Here is a 22717-nt window from a genome sequence, read left to right as displayed (position 1 = left end):
TAGCGCCGATGGTAGTGTGGGGCTTCCCCATGTGAGAGTAGGACATCGCCAGGCTTTAAATTTGAACACTTGTCAGCGACGACAAGTATTCCACTGCGGAGTGGTAGTTCAGTTGGTTAGAATACCGGCCTGTCACGCCGGGGGTCGCGGGTTCGAGTCCCGTCCACTCCGCCACTTATTCGATAACCTCGCCTAGTGCGAGGTTTTTTCGAATCTGAAGTAATGAAAGTTTTAGGGGTGTAGCTCCAATTGGCAGAGCAGCGGATTCCAAATCCGCGTGTTGGGAGTTCGAATCTCTCCACCCCTGCCATATACGAAGCCTCAGCAGAAATGCTGAGGCTTTTTTGCATCTATTGCTTCTACGAAGCAATGTCGTGAGCTGGAATGCCAGCCTGCCGGCTCAGTCCACCCCTGTCATATATAAGGCTCCAGACTACGCGTCCCGGCAGAAATGTTGGAGCCTTTTTACTAGCTTTTACTTATTAATGGTTTCACTTAATTCTTCTAGTTTGGATATGCTGATATTAGAACCATAATGCTTCCTTAATATCTGAATAGCTAGTCGAAGGGGGAGGTCTTTTAGCTTTCTATATGTGGAATATTTAAGCTGATATTTCTTACCTTAGATTATATTTGACCTTAGAAAGGTAAGTGCTCACTTATCCCAGCCTCTTTTATAAACAATCAACAGCACAATCCACACTTCTTTATGAGAATTGTTCTCAATAATTTGTTACATTTTGGTCGTTATTACTAAAAGGCAACAAATATGGATATCTCCCGTCGTAAGTTTATTCAATCATCTCTCGCTATATCAGCACTCACTGTTCTACCCGCTTGCTCAATTAACCAGTCAGTTGATGAGCAAGGCAAGTATGTTTATGACCTAACGGCAGAGCCTTCAACCGCTGAACTCGTGACTGGGTTTGAGACTGATATTCTGGGCCTTAATGGTCAGATTCCAGCGCCAACGATTCGATGTCGACAGGGTGAAAAGGTCACGATCCGCTTTACGAATAAGCTATCAGAGCCGACGACTATTCATTGGCATGGTTTAAGAATTCCTATCGAAATGGACGGTGTTCCCTTCTTAAGTCAACCACCGATCATGCCTGGTGAAACATTCATTTATGAATTTACGCCACCAGATGCTGGTACGTTTTGGTATCACCCACATATGAACAGTGTTAAACAGCTTGGTATGGGCTTGGTTGGTCTAATTATCGTTGAGGAGAGCATCCCAGTACAGTTTGATGAAGAACACGCACTGATGCTTAAGCATTGGCATATCGACAAGCAAGGTCAATGGAAAGACTTAATGATTCCACGACTAAGTGCTCGTATGGGTACTCCAGGAGAGTGGAGTAGCGTCAATGGTGTTCATGAACCTGTATACCAATTAAAGCAGCATGCAACGACTCGACTGCGTATCGCGAATGTCGATAATACGATCACTTATCCTATTGCTATCGAAGGGGCTGAGGCATGGGTGATTGCCATTGATGGTAATCCTGTAAAGACGCCATATAAACTGACTCAACATAAAATCGGCCCAGGGATGCGCGTGGATATTGGACTGATAGCGCCCAAAGTAGGCGAGCGAGTTAATGTTCTTCAAATGAAGGGCCGCTTTCCTTTCTCTTTATGTGAGTTAGAGGTAGTAGATTCCCCCCTTACTGAAGGGCGTTTATTGCCATTGTTGTCTCTTAACCCTGTACCTAATCTAGATCTTGCTAATGCTGAAGAGATCGATTTTGTGTTCGAGTGGGAAGGTGCGGTATCACCAGTTTCTAAAGATGGGAAATCGATGCCTAAGTTTTGGCTTACTAATAAAAGAGCATGGGAAGGAATGAGCAAAGACAATATTCCTGAACCGTTGACGACTTTAGAGTTAGGTAAGACTTACATATTCGATCTAAAGAACGTCACCCAATACCATCACCCGATCCATATTCACGGTCATACATTCACTGTATTGGAACTTGATGGGAAGAAAGTTGAAGAGCCTTTCCATACTGATACAGTGTTACTTGGAAAAAACGGCCGAGCTAAAGCTGCATTTGTTGCAGATAACCCTGGACGCTGGATGTACCACTGTCATGTTATAGAACACATGAAAACGGGTTTAATGGGATACATTGAAGTTAAGTGACACCTGTAACGTTTAATATTTGCGCATGCATTCTTAGTTTCTACCCTCGCTTTTATCGGCGTTAAAGCTAGAATATAGGGATTATTGTTTGGGAGGATTCATGGGTCAGTTATCTATTCTAGGTTTTATCGCCATCGGTGGCGCGTTTGGTGCTTGTTCACGTTACTTGATTTCAGAGTTATGCGTTGTGATGTTAGGACGTGGTTTTCCTTACGGTACGCTGACCGTTAACGTGATTGGCTCTTTGATTATGGGATTGCTCATCGCCGCGTTTGAAAACGAGATGGTCGCGACGGAACCGTGGAGACAAATTATCGGTCTTGGTTTCCTAGGAGCACTGACTACATTTTCTACGTTTTCTATGGATAACGTACTTCTTATGCAGCAGGGCGCTTTCTTTAAGATGGGACTCAATGTGCTACTCAACGTGGTACTCAGTATTTCAGCCGCATGGATCGGCTTCCAACTTTTGATAAAGTCTTAAAACTTTCTTACGATTTGTTAACAACTCGGCTTGGTTTATCCAAGCCGTTTTTATATACTCGATCGAACTTGTCGGAGTGCCATATGGCTGAGACCGTTAACTCGGGATCCGTTGAACCTGATCAGGCTAATACCTGCGAAGGGAACAAGAGTAGATATCTAACTAGAATCCTTCTAGAGATCTATCTCCAGATCACAACTGTATTTCTTACCGTGATCCCTCTTGTAGCATCTAATCCGTCAAGCATTTTTATCCCTATAAATAATGGCTAAAAGCCAAGGAAAAATGCTATGTCGACTCGTAAACAAGCAAGACTGGAAGCGAAGAATTTCATTGATTCTTTATCCGTACAACCCTATCCAAACTCAAAAAAAGCTTACATCCAAGGATCTCGAGAGGACATTCAAGTCCCTGTCCGAGAAATATCACTCGCTGATAGCCTTGTTGGTGGTACCAAAAAAGAGCCTGTATTCGAACCTAATGTACCCATTCAAGTTTACGATACCTCAGGTGTTTACACAGACCCTACACATCAAATAGACCTGTATAGCGGTCTTCCTAAGTTGCGAGAGCAATGGATTGAAGAGCGTGGTGATACGGAACTGTTAGACGACGTAAGCTCTGTTTACACCAAAGAACGTTTAGAAGATGAAACTCTAGACGACCTTCGCTACGGCAACCTGCCTAGAATTCGTCGCGCAACAGACAACCAATGTGTTACTCAGTTGCACTATGCTCGTCAGGGTATTATCACACCTGAAATGGAGTACATTGCCATACGTGAGAACATGGGACGTCAGAAGTTCGCTGATGAGCAGCTTAACCATCAACACCCTGGCCATAATTTTGGCGCAAACCTACCGAAAGAGATCACTCCTGAGTTCGTGCGTAAAGAGGTTGCTGAAGGTCGAGCTATTATCCCTTCAAACATTAACCACCCAGAATCAGAACCGATGATTATTGGTAGAAACTTCTTAGTGAAGGTGAACGCCAATATCGGTAACTCTTCAGTAAGCTCTTCGATTGAAGAAGAAGTTGAGAAGCTAGTCTGGTCGACTCGCTGGGGTGGCGATACCGTGATGGACCTTTCCACCGGCCGTAATATCCACGAGACTCGCGAATGGATCCTACGTAATAGCCCAGTACCAATTGGTACGGTTCCCATGTATCAGGCGCTTGAAAAAGTGAATGGCGTTGCGGAAGACCTTAACTGGGAAGTAATGCGTGATACCTTGATTGAACAAGCAGAGCAGGGTGTTGATTACTTCACTATCCACGCAGGCTTACTGCTTCGTTACGTACCAATGACGGCTAAGCGTGTGACAGGTATTGTTTCTCGTGGTGGCTCTATTATCGCGAAATGGTGTCTTGCACATCACCAAGAAAGCTTCCTATACACACACTTCCGCGAGATCTGTGAGATCTGTGCGAAGTACGATGTGGCTTTGTCACTAGGTGACGGCCTACGTCCTGGCTCTATTGCAGATGCCAATGATGAGGCTCAGTTCTCGGAGTTACGTACTCTAGGTGAGTTAACTAAAGTGGCTTGGGAATACGATGTTCAGGTGATCATTGAAGGTCCTGGACATGTACCTATGCATCTTATTAAAGAGAACATGGATGAGCAGTTAGAGCACTGCCATGAAGCGCCTTTCTATACGTTAGGCCCGCTGACCACTGATATTGCACCGGGTTATGACCACATTACCTCTGGTATTGGCGCGGCGATGATTGGTTGGTACGGCTGTGCGATGCTTTGTTATGTAACACCTAAAGAGCATTTGGGCTTACCAAATAAAGAAGATGTGAAGACTGGCTTGATTACTTACAAGCTGGCAGCACATGCAGCAGACTTGGCAAAAGGGCATCCGGGCGCACAAATCCGAGATAATGCATTATCTAAAGCTCGTTTTGAATTCCGTTGGGAAGACCAATTTAATCTAGCTTTAGATCCAGAAACAGCCCGTTCTTTCCATGATGAAACTCTGCCACAAGAGTCGGGCAAGGTTGCTCACTTCTGCTCAATGTGTGGACCTAAATTCTGCTCGATGAAGATTTCTCAAGAAGTTCGAGAGTATGCGAAAGACACCGAACAAGTAGCCGCGGATCAGGCTATCGAGATTAAGATGCTAGATAACCCGTTGGAAGGGATGCGTCAAAAATCACAAGAGTTCCGTGATACTGGCTCTGAACTTTATCATCCTGCAGTAGCCGCAAAAGAAGCTCAATTAGAGGAATAATGACAGTGAAGATACTCATCCCATCTCAAAATATTGAGTTAACGGGAGAGGTGCAGAACTGTCTATTGGTTGCTAAGCGACAAGGCTTGGCAACTGATGCGGTTGATTTGGGTGTAAGCCCAACTCAATACTTCTCTATCGTTGATTCTCAGCAGGCGTTATCTATTGGCTTCGCTCATGATGTTGATTCATTGGCAGAGTGTAAGTTAGCGGAACTGAACCATGTTGTTGATTACAGTAATTCAGTCGCGTTAACTGACGTTTGTGATGCCTTTACAGAAACTCCGAATACCATCTATATCGGTGTCTCAGATGATTCAGCTGTACTGGATATCTGGTCACACCTAGATGCTAATCGTGTCATCAAGAATGACACTACAGTTCATCAGGAGTTAGATGATCGCGGCCACTTTGCTTGGTTACTTACTTTGTTGGCGCTGGAATTCCCATTAGAAGACGCACTAGTTTTAGCTCGCGCAGCGTCCAATGTTTCACGTGGAACATGGCCAGCACATTACCAAAACTTTCCAATTCCAGCTCTTGAAGATCAACGATTGGACATAAGCGTAGGTTGGGCTAACCAAGGGACATCACTTTCTTTTCCTGAGTTGAGTAAGAGTAGCCTCGGTTTATACCCAGTAGTTGATGATGTTGAGTGGATCGAAAGATTGCTCAAGCTTGGAATCAACACTGTCCAACTACGTATTAAGAATCCACAGCAAGCGGATTTAGAACAACAAGTCGCACGATCTATCGAGCTTGGTCGTGAGTATAACGCTCAGGTTTTTATCAATGACTATTGGCAATTAGCACTCAAGCATGATGCTTTTGGTGTTCATTTAGGTCAAGAGGACATCGAAGAATCCAACCTATCTCAACTGAGCCAAGCTGGTATTAAGATCGGTCTATCGACTCATGGTTATTACGAGTTGCTACGTATTGTGCAAATCAACCCAAGTTATATTGCGCTGGGGCATATTTTCCCAACCACCACTAAGCAGATGCCATCGAAGCCTCAAGGGCTTGTGCGTTTATCTCTCTATCAGCAGCTGATTGATACTATCCCATACACAGAAGAACTGACCGGTTATCCGACGGTTGCGATTGGTGGAATTGACCAGTCGACTGCTGCACAGGTGTGGAGGTGTGGGGTATCGAGCCTTGCTGTTGTGCGTGCGATTACGTTAGCCGAAGACCCAAAACAAGTGATTGAGTTCTTCGAAGCATTAATGGCTGACAGTTCTACAAGTGCTGCTAATGAGGTAACTCAGGAGCTAAGTCATGCTGAGTGATTTCGAATTCATTCGTTATCAACGACAACTCGCACTACCTGAAGTGGGTGAGCAAGGGCAACGAAATTTATTAGACAGCCATGTGTTGGTCATCGGTTGTGGTGGCTTAGGCAATGCAGCAGCTCTCTATCTTGCGGCTTCCGGTATCGGGAAAATAGTATTGGTTGATGATGACTGTGTGGATTCGTCTAACCTGCAACGACAGGTAGCGTTCAAGGAAAGTCAGTTAGGTTCACCTAAGGTTGAAGCTCTGAAGCAACAACTGAGCGAGCTTAATGGTCGAAGCCAAGTGAGAACCATCAATAAGCGAATGACTCAAAGCCAGCTTGAGCTTGAGGTGATGCTCGCTGATTTGGTGTTGGATTGTACTGATAACTTTGAGTCACGCCAACAGGTTAACCAAGCATGTTTCGGCAGTAGTACGCCTTTGATTTCTGGTTCTGCGATCGGCTGGAAAGGTCAGTTTATTGTTTTTGATTATCAGAAGCAGAAAGGGTGCTATCACTGTTTGTTCCCGTTCAGTCATCATCCACAAACGACACGTTGTAGCGATAGCGGCATCATCGGCCCAGTCGTTGGCACTATAGGTAACCTCCAAGCACTGGCTGCTATTCAACGCCTTAGCACTGGCGAGTTCCAAGTTGCAACACATCAACTCAAACTGTTTGATGGCCAGACGATGAACTGGCAAAACTTAAGTGTCACTCAAGATAGTGAATGCCCCGTTTGCTGCAAATCTACAGTTAACTATTTAGAAGAAGAAACCCAATGAGCAATATAACGATCTCTATCAATGAGCAACCAGAACAGGTCGCACAATCGTCGTCTCTAGCGGATATCATCCAAGCGCTCTCATTACCTGATCTAGGTTGTGTATTTGCAATCAATAATGCGGTTGTCCCGCGCAGCCAGTGGCAACAAACTGTCGTCAATGAAGGCGATGCTATTTCTCTTTTCCAAGCCATTGCAGGAGGCTAACCATGTTAACTATCGCTGATAAAACGTTTCAATCACGACTCTTCACTGGAACCGGGAAGTTCGCAAACAAGCATTTGATGGCGAGTGCTATTGAAGCTTCAGGTTCGCAACTGGCAACCATGGCGTTGAAGAGAGTCGATATTCGCTCTGAGCAAGACGACATTTTACAACCAATCATTGATGCTGGCGTGAACTTGCTACCGAATACCTCTGGGGCGAAGAATGCAAAAGATGCCGTCTTTGCTGCGCATTTGGCTCGTGAAGCGCTAGGCACAAACTGGCTTAAACTGGAAATTCACCCAGATCCAAAGTACTTGATGCCAGACCCAATTGAGACGCTTAAAGCTGCTGAGCAACTGGTTAAAGATGGTTTTGTTGTGTTGCCTTACTGTCATGCCGATCCAGTATTGTGTAAACGCTTGGAAGAGGTGGGTTGCGCTGCGGTTATGCCGCTAGGTGCGCCGATTGGTTCAAATAAAGGTATCGCTTCGGCAGATTTCTTAGAGATCATTATCGACCAAGCGAACGTCCCTGTGATTGTTGACGCTGGTATTGGTGCGCCATCTCATGCTGCTCGTGCAATGGAAATGGGCGCGGATGCCGTGTTAGTTAATACTGCAATTGCGGCTTCTCAACAACCCGTTGATATGGCGATTGCTTTTAAACTGGCAGTTGAAGCTGGCCGTATGGCTTACCTTTCTGGTCTTGCTGGACAGGTGTCTCATGCGGTTGCTTCTAGTCCGCTAACTTCATTCCTAGACGAGTAGTGTCCTTATGACGTTTGTTGATCGATTTAAACAGCTCAACTGGGATGACATTGGTATGTCCATCTTGAGTAAAACGGCAGCGGATGTTGAGCGCGCTCTGAGTAAACCTAAACGCGACTTGGAAGACTTTAAGGCTCTGATCTCTCCGGCGGCAGAACCTTACTTAGAGCAGATGGCACAACAATCGTTGGCGCTAACTCGTAAGCGATTTGGTAATACAATGTCGCTGTATATTCCATTGTACCTCTCGAACCTATGTGCGAATGCGTGCACGTATTGTGGTTTCTCAATGGAGAACCGTATCAAGCGCCGCACGCTTACTTTGGATGAAATTGATGCCGAAAGTGCGGCTATCAAAAAGATGAAGTTCGATAGCGTTTTGTTGGTCACCGGTGAACATGAAACTAAGGTCGGGATGAATTACTTTCGACAGGTGTTGCCGAATATAAAAAAGCAATTTAACTACCTTGCGATGGAAGTACAGCCGCTTGATCAAAATGATTACGCAGAGCTTAAAACTCTCGGCCTAGATGCTGTTATGGTTTACCAAGAGACTTATCAGCCAAGAACTTACGCTGAGCACCATCTACGTGGCAATAAAATGGATTTTGAATACCGTCTTGAAACCCCAGATCGCCTAGCAAAGGCGGGGATAGATAAGATAGGTATTGGCGCTTTGATTGGATTGGAAGATTGGCGAAACGACTGCTTTTTTGTTGCTGCTCACTTAGATTACTTAGAGCGTACTTATTGGCAAACACGTTACTCAATTTCATTCCCACGTCTTCGTCCTTGTGAGGGTGGAGACTCTGGTGGTGGATTACAGCCTAAATCAATCATGAACGATAAACAGCTGGTTCAGCTTATCTGCGCATATCGACTCTTGAATCCTGAGGTCGAGTTATCCCTTTCGACCCGTGAATCGGCAACTTTCCGCGATAACGTGTTGCCTTTGGGAATCACCAGTATGTCGGCTGCGTCTAAAACCCAGCCTGGTGGTTATGCTTCTGATGAAGAAGAACTCGAGCAATTTGAAATAAGTGATGGGCGAAGTGCTGCCGATGTTGAGTCAATGATTCGTCAACGTGGTTTTGATCCTGTGTGGAGAGACTGGCACAGTGCTTACTCTGGTTAGCGAACACGCAGATTTATGTTCCACGTGAAACATCGACGAAGTTAAATCGACAAATAAAAACGGCTACCCTAAGGTGGCCGTTTTTCATTTCATTAAGTTTGAATTAGCTAAGCATTAAGCATTAAGCATTAAGCATTAAGCATTAAGCATTAAGCATTAAGCATGAGCAAGTGGAGTGGTTGATTGGCGTAACCATTCCAATGTATCACCTTCAACTAATGGGCTAACATCGTTCCATACTTTCTGGTGGTAATCATTAAGCCATGCAAGTTCAGGTCGTGTCAGTAAATCGACGTTGATGTTGCGCTTATCGATAGGGCAACGTGTTAGCGACTCAAACGTTAGTACTGAGAAGTCACCTTGAGTTGGCAGCTCAACCACCAGTTCTAGGTTTTCGATACGGATACCAAATTCATCAGCACGGTAGTAGCCCGGCTCGTTTGATAACACCATGCCTTCAACAAGAGGTACATCGATTAGCTTCTTAGAGATGCTTTGCGGACCTTCATGAACACTTAGGAAATGACCAACACCGTGACCAGTACCGTGGTCGTAGTCGAAGCCTTCTGCCCATAAGTGTTGGCGAGCTAGAATATCAAGTTGGAAACCACGAGTACCCTGTGGGAAACGTGCACGCGCGATACCGATGTGACCTTTAAGCGCTAACGTGAACTGCTGGATCATTTCGTCGCTTGGCTGGCCAATCGCGATAGTTCGAGTGATGTCGGTTGTACCATCTAGGTACTGACCGCCTGAATCGACTAGGTAAAGAGTATTCATCTCTAACTGACCTGGTTCAGGTTGGTTCTCGTGGTTGTAGTGACACATTGCTGCGTTGCCGCCTGCTGCTGAAATCGTGTCAAAACTTAGGTCCATCAGCGTTGGGTCTTGTTCGCGGAATGATTGAACTTTGTCTGCTAGCACAGCTTCATTGTGCAGATTACCTTGCGTGACTTCTGCATCAATCCAAGATAGGAACTTCGCCATCGCAACACCATCACGAATGTGACACGCTTTCATGCCGGCAATTTCAGTTTCATTCTTTGCTGCTTTTGGCATTAGGCATGGGTCTGCTGCTTCAATGATATGAGCACCAGAGTTTTGTAGAACCAGCGTGTACCAAGCGTTACTGGTACCTGAATCGACAGATACATTTTTGCCTTCCAAAGATTGAAGGCGTGCTTCAAGCTCTGATGGGTGAGATACGCGAATACCATTGCCAACGTGTGCTTCAAAGCCCGTAGGAATACGAGCTGGGTCTAGGAAGAAGTCGACGCTTTCATCGGCGTGGATGATCGCATTGGATAACACAACAGGTAGGCGAGATACGTCCAAGCCGCGAATGTTAAGCAACCAACAGATCGAATCGAGTTCCGTAAGGATAGCGGCATCAGCACCTTTGGCTTTTAGTAAGCCAGCAATCTCCGCACGTTTGCTTTCACTTGATTGGCCTACTGCGTCTGTTGCCATTAAGCGAACATCAGATACCACCGGCTCAGGACGATCAGACCAAAGCTCATCAATTGGATTCGAAGATAGTGTTGTTAGTTCAACTTTCTCTGCCAGTTTAGCTTGAGCGCCTTTCAACCAAGCAGCAGTGTGCATGCGTGGGTCGAATGCAACCTTGCTGCCTTGTGCTAGAGAACTGGTGATCCAATCTAAAGCCGGCTCTTCAATAAGGTGGCGATACTCAAATAACTCTGCTGGTACCTGCTTACGAACCTGAACCGTGTAGCGACCATCAACAAAAATAGCAGCGTTCTCACGAGTGATAACTGCCGCACCAGCAGAGCCAGTGAAACCTGTTAACCAGTGAAGTCGCTCGTTATGAGCAGGAACGTATTCACCTAGATATTCGTCTTCATGTGGAATGATAACGGCATCTAGGTTGTTTGTTTCAAGCCAAGCTCGAACCGCAGCAACGCGTTCAGCAGTGATATTGTGCATCTGTGTTTATCCTTATTGTTAGGGTCCTTGTTAACACTCACAGTCGATATACATGCGAGGGGACTTATTAGGTCAATAAGCTAGCGCTTTTGTTCGTTTGCTGCAAACGCTGTACGCCATTTTTATCTAAGGTGCAGAGTTTTTTCTTTGATGATATCTCGTAGCCAAGTTAACGCTGGGTCATTTTCTCTGTCACGGTGCCAAAACAGAGTGTATGCCATCGGTGGGAATTCCATCGGTAAAGGGACAACCACTAAGTCGAGTTGCTTGGCGACGAGGTAAGTAAAGTGGCTTGGTGCAGTAAACACAAAGTCGGTGTAGGTACATAGGCTTGCGGCGCTATTGAAGTCTGGAACAGAAATAGCGATATCACGTTGGTGACCAAGGTCGGCAAGCTTATAGTCGAGCAGCCAACGATCGTTACCATCACATCTTACTTGTACATGACGCTGTGCAAGGTAGGTTTCCAGATCCCATTTGCCATTCAGAGCGGGGTGGTTGCGTCTTAGCACACACATCTGCGCGTCACGGTAGATCTCTTGCTCGCAAATATCATCTGGCGGCAGCATAGTTAAACGTGCGTCGTTGATGTCGATGTCTTTACCTGTGAGTCCGATATCGAGCTCACCGAGCTGCAGCTTCTTAAAGGTTTGCTCCGTCCAAGCGTGGGTGTTGATATTCACCTTAGGGGCTTGTCGAAATATCGCTGGTAAAAAGTGGGGAAGAATAAGTGGGTAAACGCTCTCAACAGCCGCAATGTGAAAACTGTGGTCACTGTTGTTGGGAATGAAGGTCTCTGGTTGGGTGAGCACATCAAGTTGGTTGATCAGCGTTTCTAATCGAGGTTTGAGAAAGACCGCCTTTGGTGTTGGTCGCAGACCATGAGCACTTCGCGTGAAAAGGGGATCATTAAATTGCTCACGAAGTTTGGCCAATGACTTACTAACCGCTGACTGGCTTAGGCACAATCGGTGGGCGGTGCGAGTCACACTTAGCTCTTCCATCAGCACCTGCAAGCAAACTAATAGATTGAGGTCGAGGCGCGATAGTTTCTCAATATTCATATGAGTTTCCTATTTGGAATAATGCTAATGAGTATATGCCATTTTTGTTCATATCTTTAGTTGGTTATTATGCACCTAAATTAACTCATTCGGAGAATCTTGTGCCTTCTAACGCGCTTCCAACCCCTAGTAAACTGCAGGTTGCTTTATTGGCAATGTTGGTTTTATTTAGCCCTCTGGCTATTGATATCTACCTACCAGCTCTGCCACAAATTTCGACAGCGTTTCACGTGGAACATGCACTAGCACAAGATACGATTACCTGGTTTTTATTCGCCATGGGTGTCGGGCAATTATTTGCTGGCCCTTTGGCTGATAAGCTAGGACGTCGAACCGTTGCATTGGGAGGTGTTAGTATCTATGCATTGAGTGCTTGCTTGGCGTGGGCAGCTCAATCGATTGATATGATGCTAATGGCTCGGCTGCTACAAGGCTTAGGAGCTTGTGCGACTTCTGTAGCAGCCTTTGCAACGGTTCGCGATCTATTTGGCCCAGAGAAGAGTGGCCGTATGATCAGCTACCTTAATGGTGCAATCTGTTTTATTCCTGCTTTGGCACCCATTCTTGGCGCTTGGTTAACACATCAATTTGGTTGGCGCTCGAACTTTAGCTTTATGGCAGGCTTTGCTGTCGTTGTTGGCACTATCTTATTCTTACAAATGAAAGAGTCTAACCCTGCGACAGAAAAGGTTGCGGTATTCAAGCTTGAGCGATACTGGTCAGTATTGAAAACACCATCATTCCTTTTCCACGCAACCTTGTGTCTGATGGCGATGGCGGTTATCCTCGCTTATGTAACCTCTGCACCAGTTGTGTTGATGGAAAACCTAGGCCTGACCATGAAAGAGTTTACTTTCTGGTTTGGTGTTAATGCGGCCATCAACATTGCAGCTGCGTTTACTGCACCTAAATTTATGGACCGTTTTGGTACCTATAAAGCACTGGTGGTTGGTATCTCGACGCTGGGCTTAGCGGGTGTGATTATGTTGGTGCTTGCTGAGCACGCTACTCCAATCGCGTTCATGCTACCGATCTTCTTATCGTCAGTTGGCTTTGCTTGGATTCTTGGTGCTGCGGCAGGTAAAGCTCTAGAACCTTTCGGTGACCGTGCGGGTACAGCTGCTGCGCTGCTTGGCTTGTTCCAAATGAGCGGTTCAGGGCTTCTTGTGGGTACCATGCAACGTCTTGATTTAACGTCGCAAGTGATGATTGCTCTGCAAATGTTCCTGATTGTTCCTGCGTTATTAGTGCTTGCGAGCAAAGCGGGTAAGTCTTGGCACACGACGTTTGCTAAGGCATAAGTTACAAGGGTGACAAAATATACAAATGGCGGTTTTCGAAACGTTAAAACATGGTATATTTGTCACTCATTGAAACGTTAGTCCCCAACGGAAAATACTGTAATGTCATTAACAACCTACGAAATGGCGCGCGTCTTAGAACAAATGGAAGATGCACCTGAAAAGGTCATGTTTGGTAAACTGCTTAAAGAGCTAGGCAACCAAAGTGAAGAGCGTATTCGCAGTGCGGCAAAACAAGTTCCAATCGATACTTTGCGAGATATCATTTACCAATTTCAGCGTGTGGTAGAGTCTCGTAAGGGTGAGCAGGTTCAGCTATTGGCAAAAGAACTTGCAGAGCAAGGCATCTCTGCTGAAGAGCTACAAGCTTTTCTAAATAAGTAAGCTTATCCCAGTTAAAAAAGAAACCACTCAATTGAGTGGTTTCTTGCGTTTGGGCTGTAGCATTTAGCTTTAGCAGTTCAAAAGAGGTGAAAACTTATTTTAATTCCTGAACTGCGCTTTCAAAACTCTATCAAGTGAGAATGGTCCTGCGCCCCACACGACAACGATAAGAATCATTAATCCCCACAACTGATGATCATAGAAACCTTGTTCCCACAGCACCGGGTAAGACACGACAGCTATGATGTTGAACACGAACAGCACTGCGGCCATCGGTCGTGTTAATAAACCGAGTGCTAAAAACACTGGCAGAATTAACTCAGCGGCAGTACCCATGTAAGCTGCTAATTCCCAAGGTAGCAGTGGTACTTGGTATTCCAACTCAAACAAGTAAAGAGTGCTATCCCAAGTTGCTATTTTGGTTAACCCAGAATTAAAGAAGACCCACGCCACCCATAGGCGGCAAAACAGAAGTAGGACAGGAACAAAAAGTGCCTGTGATTTCTCAATCAAACTGTCGTATTGAGCCATCATGTTCGTGACTGTGTTGTTATCCATGTTATGCCTCCAATTCGGCATTGATTGAAAAACCTGAGATGACGTTTAGCGCCATAACAGTATTCAGATGTTGTAGTAATAAAGGATCGATTGCTGAGAGTGTTCGACCTGATTGCAATTCAGTGAGGAGTTGGTGGCTCTCTTCACTCAAACTATGGCTCTCAACCTGTGAATTCTCAGCTCGGATTAACACCCCAAATTCAGCTTGGTTGATGTCTAGCCCATCAAGTTGCTGCTGATAGATGGCGTGTTCAAGCGCGATAATCGTGTAACTAGAATGAATCAGTGTTATTGAATCTTTGAGATGAAAGACTAAAGCGCCTTGTTGCTCTTGTGGTACATCTGCAAGGCAAGAAAGAGGTCTCTGGTCGACATGTGCTTGTGACGAAAACCTTACCAAGCTATCTTTCTGCCATTCATACAAAGCCACTTCACCGAGATAAGGTGCAGCCTCAATAACGGCAGGAAAGGCTTGGATAGTCTGTTCAAAGTGTTCACCGTAACCACTGACATCACCAGAGGTCGATGGATAACTTAAGACATGTTGACGAGCCATCTGTTGGAAGCACTCTTCACCAACCAGCATTTCAGTGAGAGGGTAGGTTGCAGCGAGTACTTCGCTCAAGCTAATCACGAAGTTATTGCGATAAATCTGGATGCGCTGTTCATCAGTAAAATGGTCGCTCACTATGTCGCAATGCTCACCACTGTTTTGGTAGCGTAGGGCGTTAGCAAACTCTGATTGAACATCAGCTAGGGAGTAGCTCATGATGCGCGACTCCTTTGGTTGATGATGTCTTGTTGATATAAGATGTCACTGGCTTTGGTTGCTTCAGACAGTAAAACTTGTGGCTCTGGGATATCTAAATCCCACTCTATCAAGGTATGGCGCAAACCGTGTTGCTGTATCCATTGGGTGTACAGCTGCCACACTTCATCACAAACAGGTTTGCTGTGGGTGTCTATCCAGATCTCACCTTGCTCGAGTTTCTTCTTAGTGAAACCTGCCAAGTGAATCTCTTCCACTTTGTCTGCTGGTATTCCACTTAGATACTCTTCACAGCTGAAGCCATGATTAAAAGATGAGACAAAAATATTATTGAAATCGAGCAGTAGGCGACACTCAGTGCGCTTCTGTACCTCGGCTAAAAATTCCCACTCAGGGATGGTTGAATGCTTGAAGGCAAGGTAGCTCGATGGGTTCTCAATCAGCATAGGGCGTTGCAGGTTGTCTTGCACCTCGATGACATTGCGACAAAAAACCTCTAGCGCTTCTTCGGTATAAGGCAGCGGTAACAAGTCATTGAAGTAATGACCACCAGTCTGACTCCAGCTGAGATGATCGGAAACCAAGAAGGGTTCGATATCATCAATGAGCTCTTTTAATTGCACAAGATGATGTTGATTGATGCGCTCAACAGAACCTAGCGACAACCCAACACCGTGACAACTGATGTTGTGTGCGTGACGAATTTCTCTGAGTTGTTGTCGTTGCGGTGATTGAGCTAAGAAGTAGTTCTCGCTGTGAACTTCTAACCAACTTACTAAGGCTGGATTTTGGCTAAAGAAGTCCAAGTGCGGTGTTCTAAGGCCAACCCCTGCGTAGGGGTGAAGAGTTTGAGTCACAACGATTCTCCTAACAAGAAGTGGAGGTGAGCTGAATGTCAGCTCACCATACTAAGCAGCTCAATTATGATGATTGAGTGTTACCACCTGATAATTTGCCACATAGCCCTTTAGGTACGACTACGAACGCATCGGATTGGTTGTCTTCTTTTGCTGTACCCGCACATGAGCTTGTTTTGGTTGCACAATCATTTTGGCCAGCTTTTGCCACGCCGTAGCATTTTTCTTTTGCTGCTGCTTCCGCAGGTGCTGATGTAAGAACTGCACCGCCGAACGCTAGTACACTTGTGATTGCAGCTGTAACAGCAAGATTAGAATTTTTCATAGTCATTCCCTCTAGGACTTAATAGTATTTTCATATCGCAGGTTAATGGATTGTTAACTTGCTTACTAAAAAGGATTGGAACAACCGGGAAATAATTTCACGGTATTATAAAAATTATCAATATTAATGATGTTTTATTGTTTAACTTGTTGAATTTATGATGTTAATTTTTGATTGTTTTTTCTTCTTATTATCCTAAACGCAGCCTAGTGTTTAGGTTATAATCAACTTTTATGTATAAATACCCAGTAGTGAGCATATCCAATGATAGATCCTTCGCTTTTACTCGATGGCCTAAACGATAAACAACGTGAGGCGGTCGCGGCACCTTTAGAAAACCTACTTATTCTGGCAGGTGCTGGCAGTGGTAAAACGCGAGTGTTGGTGCATCGTATCGCTTGGTTGCAAAGTGTAGAGCAAGCATCACCGTTCTCTATTATGTCGGTTACCTTCACCAACAAAGCGGCAGCAGAGATGCGTGGTCGTATTGAAGAGTTGATGATGGGCAGCTCGTCAGGTATGTGGAACGGCACCTTCCACGGTATCTGTCATCGTATTCTTCGTGCTCACTATCTAGATGCAAAACTGCCAGAAGATTTCCAGATCATTGATTCTGATGATCAGATTCGTTTGCTACGCCGCTTAATCAAGGCGCAAAACCTCGATGAAAAGCAGTGGCCTGCTAAGCAAGCTTCTTGGTGGATCAATGGCAAGAAAGACGAGGGGTTACGCCCAAGTCACATTGACGCCTACCATGATCCAATAACTCAAACGTGGTTAAAGATCTATTCTGCTTACCAAGAAGCATGTGACCGTGCTGGTTTGGTCGACTTTGCGGAAATCTTGCTGAGATCGCATGAGCTATTGCGCGATAAGAAACACATCCGCGAGCACTACCAAGCTCGCTTTAAGCACATTCTTGTCGACGAATTCCAAGATACCAACAACATTCAATATGCTTGGCTGCGCATGATGGCTGGCCCGGATTGTCGCGTGATGATTGTGGGTGATGATGACCAATCTATCTATGGCTGGCGTGGTGCTAAAATTGAAAATATTCAGAAGTTCTTGGATGAATTTCCAGGCGCTTCAACGGTTCGACTTGAACAAAACTACCGTTCAACCAAAACCATTCTTCAGGCGTCGAATGAGCTTATCTCAAACAACACCGAGCGTATGGGTAAAGAGCTGTGGACTGATGGCAACGATGGCGAGCCAATCTCTGTTTACTCTGCTTATAACGAGTTAGATGAAGCGCGTTTCACGGTTAGCAAAATCAAAGAGTGGCAGGAGAAAGGCGGTGCGTTAGAAGATACGGCAATGCTATATCGTAACAACGCACAATCGCGTGTTCTTGAAGAAGCTTTGATCCAAGCTGGTCTACCTTATCGAATTTACGGCGGCATGCGATTCTTCGAGCGTCAAGAAATTAGAGACGCCTTGAGCTACATGCGCCTAATGAGCAATCGCGGTAATGATGCGGCGTTTGAGCGTGTGGTAAACACGCCAACGCGTGGCTTGGGTGATAAAACGTTAGAAACGATTCGTCTTGCTGCTCGTGATCGTGGTGCAACCATGTGGGAAGCCAGTGTTGCTTTGATAGAAGAGCAAGTGCTACCCGGTCGTGCTGCGGGCGCATTAAGTCGTTTTATCGAGCTGATTAATGCGCTTGAAGATGACACGTTGGAACTTAGCCTGCATGAACAAACCGACCACGTGATTAAATCGTCGGGTCTGTTTGCTATGTACGAGCAAGAGAAGGGTGAGAAGTCGAAGGCACGTATCGAGAACTTGGAAGAATTGGTAACGGCAACGCGCCAGTTTGAAAAGCCGGAAGAAGCGGATGAGATGAGCATGCTGACGGCGTTCTTAACTCACGCAGCTTTGGAAGCGGGTGAAGGTCAGGCCGATGAGTTTGACGATGCGGTTCAGTTAATGACTTTGCACAGTGCTAAAGGCCTAGAGTTTCCAATGGTGTTCATGGTGGGTGTCGAAGAAGGCATGTTCCCAAGCCAGATGTCGGCCGAAGAAGCGGGGCGTTTAGAAGAAGAGCGTCGCCTGTGCTATGTAGGCATGACTCGTGCGATGGAGAAGCTGTACATCACTTACGCAGAGATGCGTCGATTGTATGGCCAGGATAAGTACCACAAACCATCTCGCTTTATTCGTGAACTACCAGAGACCTGTCTGGATGAAGTACGTATGAAGGCGCAAGTGAGCCGTCCTGCAAGCAGCGGTCGCTTTAGCCAAACTGCCGTGAAAGAGAATTTCAACGAAACAGGCTTTAGCTTAGGCTCTCGCGTTAAGCACCCTAAGTTTGGTGAAGGTACCATCATCAACTTCGAGGGAAGTGGCCCGCAAAGCCGAGTTCAAGTCGCGTTTAACGGTGAAGGCATTAAGTGGTTAGTGACGGCTTACGCGCGTTTAGAACAGCTGTAATCCGTTACTTCAGTATCTAGAAAGCCGTTTGGTCTTTAAAAATCGTTCAGCATTTAAAAGTAATCCACATTAAAAACAGAAGGAGCAGCCAATGGCTGCTCTTTTTATTGCTCGGAACCAGTCTAAATAGGTTGAATCGAGCTTAAGGCATTTCTGCCCAGAAAGAACACTTACAGTGCTGCAAGTGCCGCTTCGTAGTTTGGTTCTTCAGTGATCTCTGCAACCAACTCGCTGTGTGTTACCACGCCTTTTTCATCAACAACCACAACTGCACGTGTAGTTAGACCTGATAGTGGACCTTCAGCAATCGCTACGCCGTAGTCTGATGCGAACGCAGGAGAACGGAAAGTTGAAGCGTGTTGAACGCCTTCAATACCTTCTAATTCGCAGAAGCGACCCGCAGCAAACGGTAGGTCAGCAGAAATACAAACCACAACCGTGTTTTCAAGCTCAGCCGCTTTTGCGTTGAACGTACGTACGCTCGTTGCACAAGTTGCGGTGTCGATGCTTGGGAAGATGTTTAGAACCACTTTCTTGCCTTCAAGAGAAGCAAGAGTCAGTTCAGAAAGATCGCCTGCAGCAAGTGCAAAGCTTGGTGCTTGTTCGCCAGTTTGTGGGAATGTGCCTGTTAGCGGTACAGCAGCGCCTTTGAAGGTAACGTGTGACATGAATTGTCCTTAGTTTAATTATGGTTATGAAACTAGTTGAGCCTAGTTCGACTTACGTTACTCTGAAGTGGTTAAGAAGTGAATGCTTTAAATGTCAGAATTGTAATCAAAGGTCTTTGATTTATTTGCTTGAGAGGGAATAAATGAAGCGGCAGATAAAGAAAAACCCCGAGAGCTTGCGCTCATCGGGGTCTATAGTCTTACTCGCAGCAATCCGGCTACTAAGTGTGCTCCATGCATCAAATCCATGATAGTGTGCTGTTATCCTTCAGCGTATTCCTTTCGTCGCCTTCCTAGCGGTGTCCTTGATCTTATCCTGATCTGCCAACAATCCTCGTTAGCGCGCGTCACTTGTTCCTTGAGCGGTGTCCTTTACATCATCCTGATGTTCAGTCCTTTCCTCGTCCAGAGGTGTCCATTGTCTTTCCTTAGTAGCAACCATCCTAGTTACTATTGCGTCCATTCAATGTCCATTTCGCTATCCATGCCGATTATTCATCCTGAGTAATCGAATCTTCATCCTGAAGATAACCAAGTCCTTGGCGTTTCCTGTTCCGTGTCAGCATCCTTCCGACACCATTCATATTACCGATTCCTTATTTATCAGCAATGGTGCATAAGCGAATTTCTATATAATTATTTGAATGATAAACGTACGTATTGTTTATTTTCAGTTGGTTACGATATCTTGGTGCTTAATTTCGCAGTTAAATATCGATATTTACTCACTGCCTTGTGAGAGATCTCGCACAAGACAGGGAGTAAAAAGGGAGTATTTTCTCTTATTGGCCGATAGCCGCACCTTCACGACGAGGGTCTGCAGCACCTTCTAACCCGTCTTTTGTGATGCGAATAGCGTGTAAACCCGAGTTAAGATCGCGAACGTTGACCTCAAATCCCATCTTTTCTAGCTCAGGTTTGAAGTTTTCCGCTGATGTTCCTTTTTCCAAATCTAAGGTACCGAAGCGGTTTAGGAAGTGTGGTTGGTTGATCGCTTGCTGAATATCCATGTCCCATTGGGTGTGGGCAATGATCGCTTGTGCCACATAACCTATGATACGACTGCCACCCGGAGAGCCAATCGCCATGTAAGGTTTATCGTCTTGCATGATGATGGTTGGTGCCATTGAAGAACGTGGGCGCTTACCCGGCTCGAGTCGGTTGGCGATAGGTTTGCCATCGTTATGAGTCTTGAATGAGAAGTCGGTTAGTTCGTTATTGAGTAGGAAGCCTCTTACCATCAAGCGTGAGCCAAATGCGTTCTCAATTGTGGTGGTCATCGATACGACATTGCCATCGCTATCGACAATATTGAAGTGGCTGGTGGAAGGCAGTTCAATAGACACATCTTGGCTTTGCAGTATGGCGTGATCCCACGGTGGGGTGCCTGATGGTGCACTTTCTAATGCCTTTCCAGCAGTAATTAGCTGGGCACGTTCCTGCAAATAGTCAGTATTCACTAACCCTTGGGTTGGCATTGGCACGTAATCTTGGTCTGCCATGTACATACCACGGTCTGCAAAGGCCAAACGAGAAGCGTCTGCTAACACTTGCCAAGATTTCGCGTCGTTTGGTCCCCATGATTTAAGATCAAACTGCTCGGTCATCGCTAAGATCTGCCCAACCGTTAATGCACCTGAACTTGGTGGACCCATTCCGCACACTTGGTAGCTTTCATAAGCAGAACAAACCGGCTCGCGCTGCTTAATCGAATACGCATCGAAGTCTTTTTGCGCCAAGACGCCCGGGTTACCTTTAGCCGTTTGAACTGTGTTGATGATGTCAGCAGAAATCTCGCCTTGATAGAAAGCCATAGCACCATCCTTTGAGATAGCGTTTAGCGTTGCAGCGTATTCTGGGTTCTTAAGTAGCGTACCTGCGGTTTTTGGGCTGCCATCGGCGTTAAAGAAGTAGGCTTTAGTTGTCGCAAAGCGGCTTAGTCGCTCTTGGTCATTTTCAATCAAGGTCGCTAAACGTGGGCTGATGGTAAAACCTTTTTCAGCCAGTTGAGCGATAGGTTTGATCAGCGATGCCCACTCTAACTTGCCGTATTTTTGGTGAGTGTCCCACAGCAATTGGACTGTTCCCGGTGTCGCCACTGAGCGACCACCAACCACAGCATCGTAAAACTTAAGTGGTTGTCCGCTCTCATCTTGGAATAGACGTGGTGTTGCATCAAGTGGTGCGGTTTCACGACCATCGTAGGTCTTGAGCTGTTTGTCTTTGCCATCAAAATAGACAAGGAAAGCGCCGCCACCAATACCTGATGACTGAGGTTCCACCAAGCCAAGCATAAGCTGCACGGCAACCATGGCGTCAATTGCGTTACCACCACGAACAAGTACATCAGCACCGGCTTGTGTTGCAAGAGGGTTGGCTGCGGTGACCATCCAATCGTTGGCTTTAACGAGTTGTTTGGTTTCTAAACCACTACTTTGTTCGGGTGCGACGGAATCGGCAGCTTGATTTGCCCAACTGACGTGAGAGGCAAAAAGTAGGGTAGAAGTGGCGAGGGTTGTTAGTTTTGTTTTCCACTGCATGATCTTCTCCTTTTAATATGCAGAGCTAGATTGGCAGTGGAAAGATTAGATAGCCAGTGCGTTGTTAACGAATTGTAATCTTGATTCGAATTTAAGCGATTAAACCGGACAGCGACTGCCAAAGAATACTCGCGCCAATCAGGCTGAATACGACGCCACATAAGCCATCGATGTATACCGTTGCTTCGCTCAGTTTCTTCTGTAGAGCCTTAGTCGAAAGCATCCACGCCAGTAGTGAAAACCAAAACAGAGACAGACCAAACAGGATGATAAGCGCAAAACCTTTACCTGATAGAGACATGTCGGCAGGCACTAAGCTCGACATCAAGCTGATAAAGAACACCAAAGCCTTTGGGTTGAGAATATTGGTCGCAAACCCTTTCGAAAATGCCTGACGCTTGTTGGTCAAAATAAGATCTTTGGCATTGATGGTATCGTCGTCATCGTCGTGGTTCTGAATGATTTGCCAGGTTGCTTTGAGGGCACCGTAGCCTAAGTAGAGCAAGTAGCTACCGCCAGCCAATTGGATAATGGCAAATAGGGTTGGTTGCTGGTGGACTAGGTAACTGATTCCCGTCAGGCTCAGCAACGAATGCAGTAAGATCCCGCAAGATAAACCAAGCGCAATGTACAAGCCTGTTTGTCTGCCGTGGCGTGTCGCATTTTGCACGACTAACGCAAAGTCTGGGCCGGGGCTCATCAAAGCGATGAAATGGATAGAGGCGAGGGTGATCAGTATGGTGACTTCGTTCATGTCAGTTCTCAATAACGTTGCCGCTATTATTAAATAAGTAATCGTATTGAGCGTAGCTTACCG

Annotated in this window: 20 protein-coding genes, 2 tRNA genes and 1 riboswitch; of the genes, 13 read left to right on the top strand and 9 right to left on the bottom strand. The window is 45.8% G+C overall.

Going from position 1 to position 22717, the window contains the following annotated elements:
• Positions 1-97: 97 nt before the first annotated feature.
• The 10 genes from AB6F11_RS17915 to thiH all read left to right on the top strand — a co-directional run bounded on the left by AB6F11_RS17915 (position 98) and on the right by thiH (position 9048).
• Positions 98-174, top strand: a tRNA-Asp gene (locus AB6F11_RS17915).
• A gap of 59 nt (positions 175-233) precedes the next feature.
• Positions 234-310: transfer RNA gene (locus tag AB6F11_RS17910), tRNA-Trp, on the top strand.
• A 459-nt stretch (positions 311-769) separates the two neighbouring features.
• Entirely contained in the window at positions 770-2152 is a 1383-nt protein-coding gene (locus tag AB6F11_RS17905) for a multicopper oxidase family protein (protein WP_102394645.1), read from the top strand.
• Between the two features lie 100 nt (positions 2153-2252).
• A complete protein-coding gene (gene crcB / locus AB6F11_RS17900) occupies positions 2253-2636 on the top strand; it encodes a fluoride efflux transporter CrcB (protein WP_004736665.1) in 384 nt (127 codons plus the stop codon).
• Between the two features lie 62 nt (positions 2637-2698).
• A riboswitch (TPP riboswitch) is annotated at positions 2699-2797 on the top strand.
• 129 nt (positions 2798-2926) lie between these two features.
• A complete protein-coding gene (gene thiC / locus AB6F11_RS17895) occupies positions 2927-4876 on the top strand; it encodes a phosphomethylpyrimidine synthase ThiC (RefSeq protein WP_065606650.1) in 1950 nt (649 codons plus the stop codon).
• Positions 4876-6168 (top strand): thiamine phosphate synthase, encoded by a 1293-nt coding sequence (locus AB6F11_RS17890; RefSeq protein WP_102394646.1) that lies wholly within the window; start codon positions 4876-4878, stop codon positions 6166-6168. The genes thiC and AB6F11_RS17890 overlap by 1 nt, the downstream gene beginning before the upstream one ends.
• A complete protein-coding gene (locus AB6F11_RS17885; RefSeq protein WP_102394647.1) occupies positions 6158-6940 on the top strand; it encodes a HesA/MoeB/ThiF family protein in 783 nt (260 codons plus the stop codon). The genes AB6F11_RS17890 and AB6F11_RS17885 overlap by 11 nt, the downstream gene beginning before the upstream one ends.
• Complete coding sequence (gene thiS, locus AB6F11_RS17880) at positions 6937-7146, top strand: sulfur carrier protein ThiS (RefSeq protein ID WP_048610390.1); 210 nt, start codon at positions 6937-6939, stop codon at positions 7144-7146. The genes AB6F11_RS17885 and thiS overlap by 4 nt, the downstream gene beginning before the upstream one ends.
• Before the next feature lie 2 nt (positions 7147-7148).
• On the top strand, positions 7149-7913 hold the full coding sequence (locus AB6F11_RS17875) for a thiazole synthase (protein ID WP_102394648.1): 765 nt from the start codon (positions 7149-7151) through the stop codon (positions 7911-7913).
• A gap of 7 nt (positions 7914-7920) precedes the next feature.
• A complete protein-coding gene (thiH, locus tag AB6F11_RS17870; RefSeq protein WP_102394649.1) occupies positions 7921-9048 on the top strand; it encodes a 2-iminoacetate synthase ThiH in 1128 nt (375 codons plus the stop codon).
• Between the two features lie 156 nt (positions 9049-9204).
• Here thiH and AB6F11_RS17865 read toward each other — a convergent pair whose 3' ends face one another.
• Together AB6F11_RS17865 and AB6F11_RS17860 are read right to left on the bottom strand one after the other, a co-directional pair.
• Complete coding sequence (locus AB6F11_RS17865; RefSeq protein ID WP_102393433.1) at positions 9205-10995, bottom strand: aminopeptidase P family protein; 1791 nt, start codon at positions 10993-10995, stop codon at positions 9205-9207.
• 122 nt (positions 10996-11117) lie between these two features.
• Positions 11118-12059 (bottom strand): LysR substrate-binding domain-containing protein, encoded by a 942-nt coding sequence (locus AB6F11_RS17860; RefSeq protein ID WP_017061320.1) that lies wholly within the window; start codon positions 12057-12059, stop codon positions 11118-11120.
• Positions 12060-12160: 101 nt separating this feature from the next.
• On the opposite strand from AB6F11_RS17860, the gene AB6F11_RS17855 reads away from it, so the two are divergent.
• Positions 12161-13360 carry a multidrug effflux MFS transporter gene (locus tag AB6F11_RS17855; protein ID WP_198592377.1) on the top strand — a complete coding sequence of 400 codons (1200 nt, stop codon included), beginning with the start codon at positions 12161-12163 and terminating at the stop codon, positions 13358-13360.
• A 102-nt stretch (positions 13361-13462) separates the two neighbouring features.
• Positions 13463-13744 (top strand): hypothetical protein, encoded by a 282-nt coding sequence (locus AB6F11_RS17850; RefSeq protein ID WP_009848181.1) that lies wholly within the window; start codon positions 13463-13465, stop codon positions 13742-13744.
• A gap of 99 nt (positions 13745-13843) precedes the next feature.
• Here the strand turns inward: AB6F11_RS17850 and AB6F11_RS17845 are convergent, their stop codons facing one another.
• The 4 genes from AB6F11_RS17845 to AB6F11_RS17830 all read right to left on the bottom strand — a co-directional run bounded on the left by AB6F11_RS17845 (position 13844) and on the right by AB6F11_RS17830 (position 16253).
• On the bottom strand, positions 13844-14302 hold the full coding sequence (locus tag AB6F11_RS17845; protein ID WP_102393435.1) for a DoxX family protein: 459 nt from the start codon (positions 14300-14302) through the stop codon (positions 13844-13846).
• Between the two features lies 1 nt (position 14303).
• The gene (locus AB6F11_RS17840; RefSeq protein WP_102393436.1) at positions 14304-15071 is read right to left on the bottom strand and encodes a DNA-binding domain-containing protein; all 768 of its coding nucleotides are present in this window, start codon (positions 15069-15071) and stop codon (positions 14304-14306) included.
• Positions 15068-15928 carry a DUF692 domain-containing protein gene (locus tag AB6F11_RS17835; protein ID WP_102393437.1) on the bottom strand — a complete coding sequence of 287 codons (861 nt, stop codon included), beginning with the start codon at positions 15926-15928 and terminating at the stop codon, positions 15068-15070. The genes AB6F11_RS17840 and AB6F11_RS17835 overlap by 4 nt, the downstream gene beginning before the upstream one ends.
• A gap of 64 nt (positions 15929-15992) precedes the next feature.
• Positions 15993-16253, bottom strand: coding sequence for a DUF2282 domain-containing protein (locus tag AB6F11_RS17830; RefSeq protein ID WP_004736650.1), 261 nt, complete (start codon positions 16251-16253; stop codon positions 15993-15995).
• Between the two features lie 264 nt (positions 16254-16517).
• On the opposite strand from AB6F11_RS17830, the gene uvrD reads away from it, so the two are divergent.
• On the top strand, positions 16518-18692 hold the full coding sequence (gene uvrD / locus AB6F11_RS17825) for a DNA helicase II (protein ID WP_048662853.1): 2175 nt from the start codon (positions 16518-16520) through the stop codon (positions 18690-18692).
• A gap of 170 nt (positions 18693-18862) precedes the next feature.
• On the opposite strand, the gene tpx is transcribed toward uvrD, so the two are convergent.
• The 3 genes from tpx to AB6F11_RS17810 form a co-directional block, all read right to left on the bottom strand.
• Positions 18863-19360: a thiol peroxidase gene (tpx, locus tag AB6F11_RS17820; protein WP_048613238.1), complete on the bottom strand. Its 498-nt coding sequence runs from the start codon at positions 19358-19360 to the stop codon at positions 18863-18865.
• Positions 19361-20142: 782 nt separating this feature from the next.
• Positions 20143-21900: a gamma-glutamyltransferase gene (gene ggt, locus AB6F11_RS17815; protein ID WP_102393438.1), complete on the bottom strand. Its 1758-nt coding sequence runs from the start codon at positions 21898-21900 to the stop codon at positions 20143-20145.
• Between the two features lie 91 nt (positions 21901-21991).
• A complete protein-coding gene (locus AB6F11_RS17810; protein ID WP_102393439.1) occupies positions 21992-22654 on the bottom strand; it encodes a LysE family translocator in 663 nt (220 codons plus the stop codon).
• Positions 22655-22717 lie beyond the last annotated feature (63 nt).

Source organism: Vibrio sp. 10N.247.311.14 (assembly GCF_041467715.1).
Classification (GTDB): Bacteria; Pseudomonadota; Gammaproteobacteria; order Enterobacterales; family Vibrionaceae; genus Vibrio; species Vibrio crassostreae_C.
The sequence above is the reverse complement of the archived record's forward strand: the minus strand, read 5'-3'. Positions and strand labels throughout refer to the sequence as shown.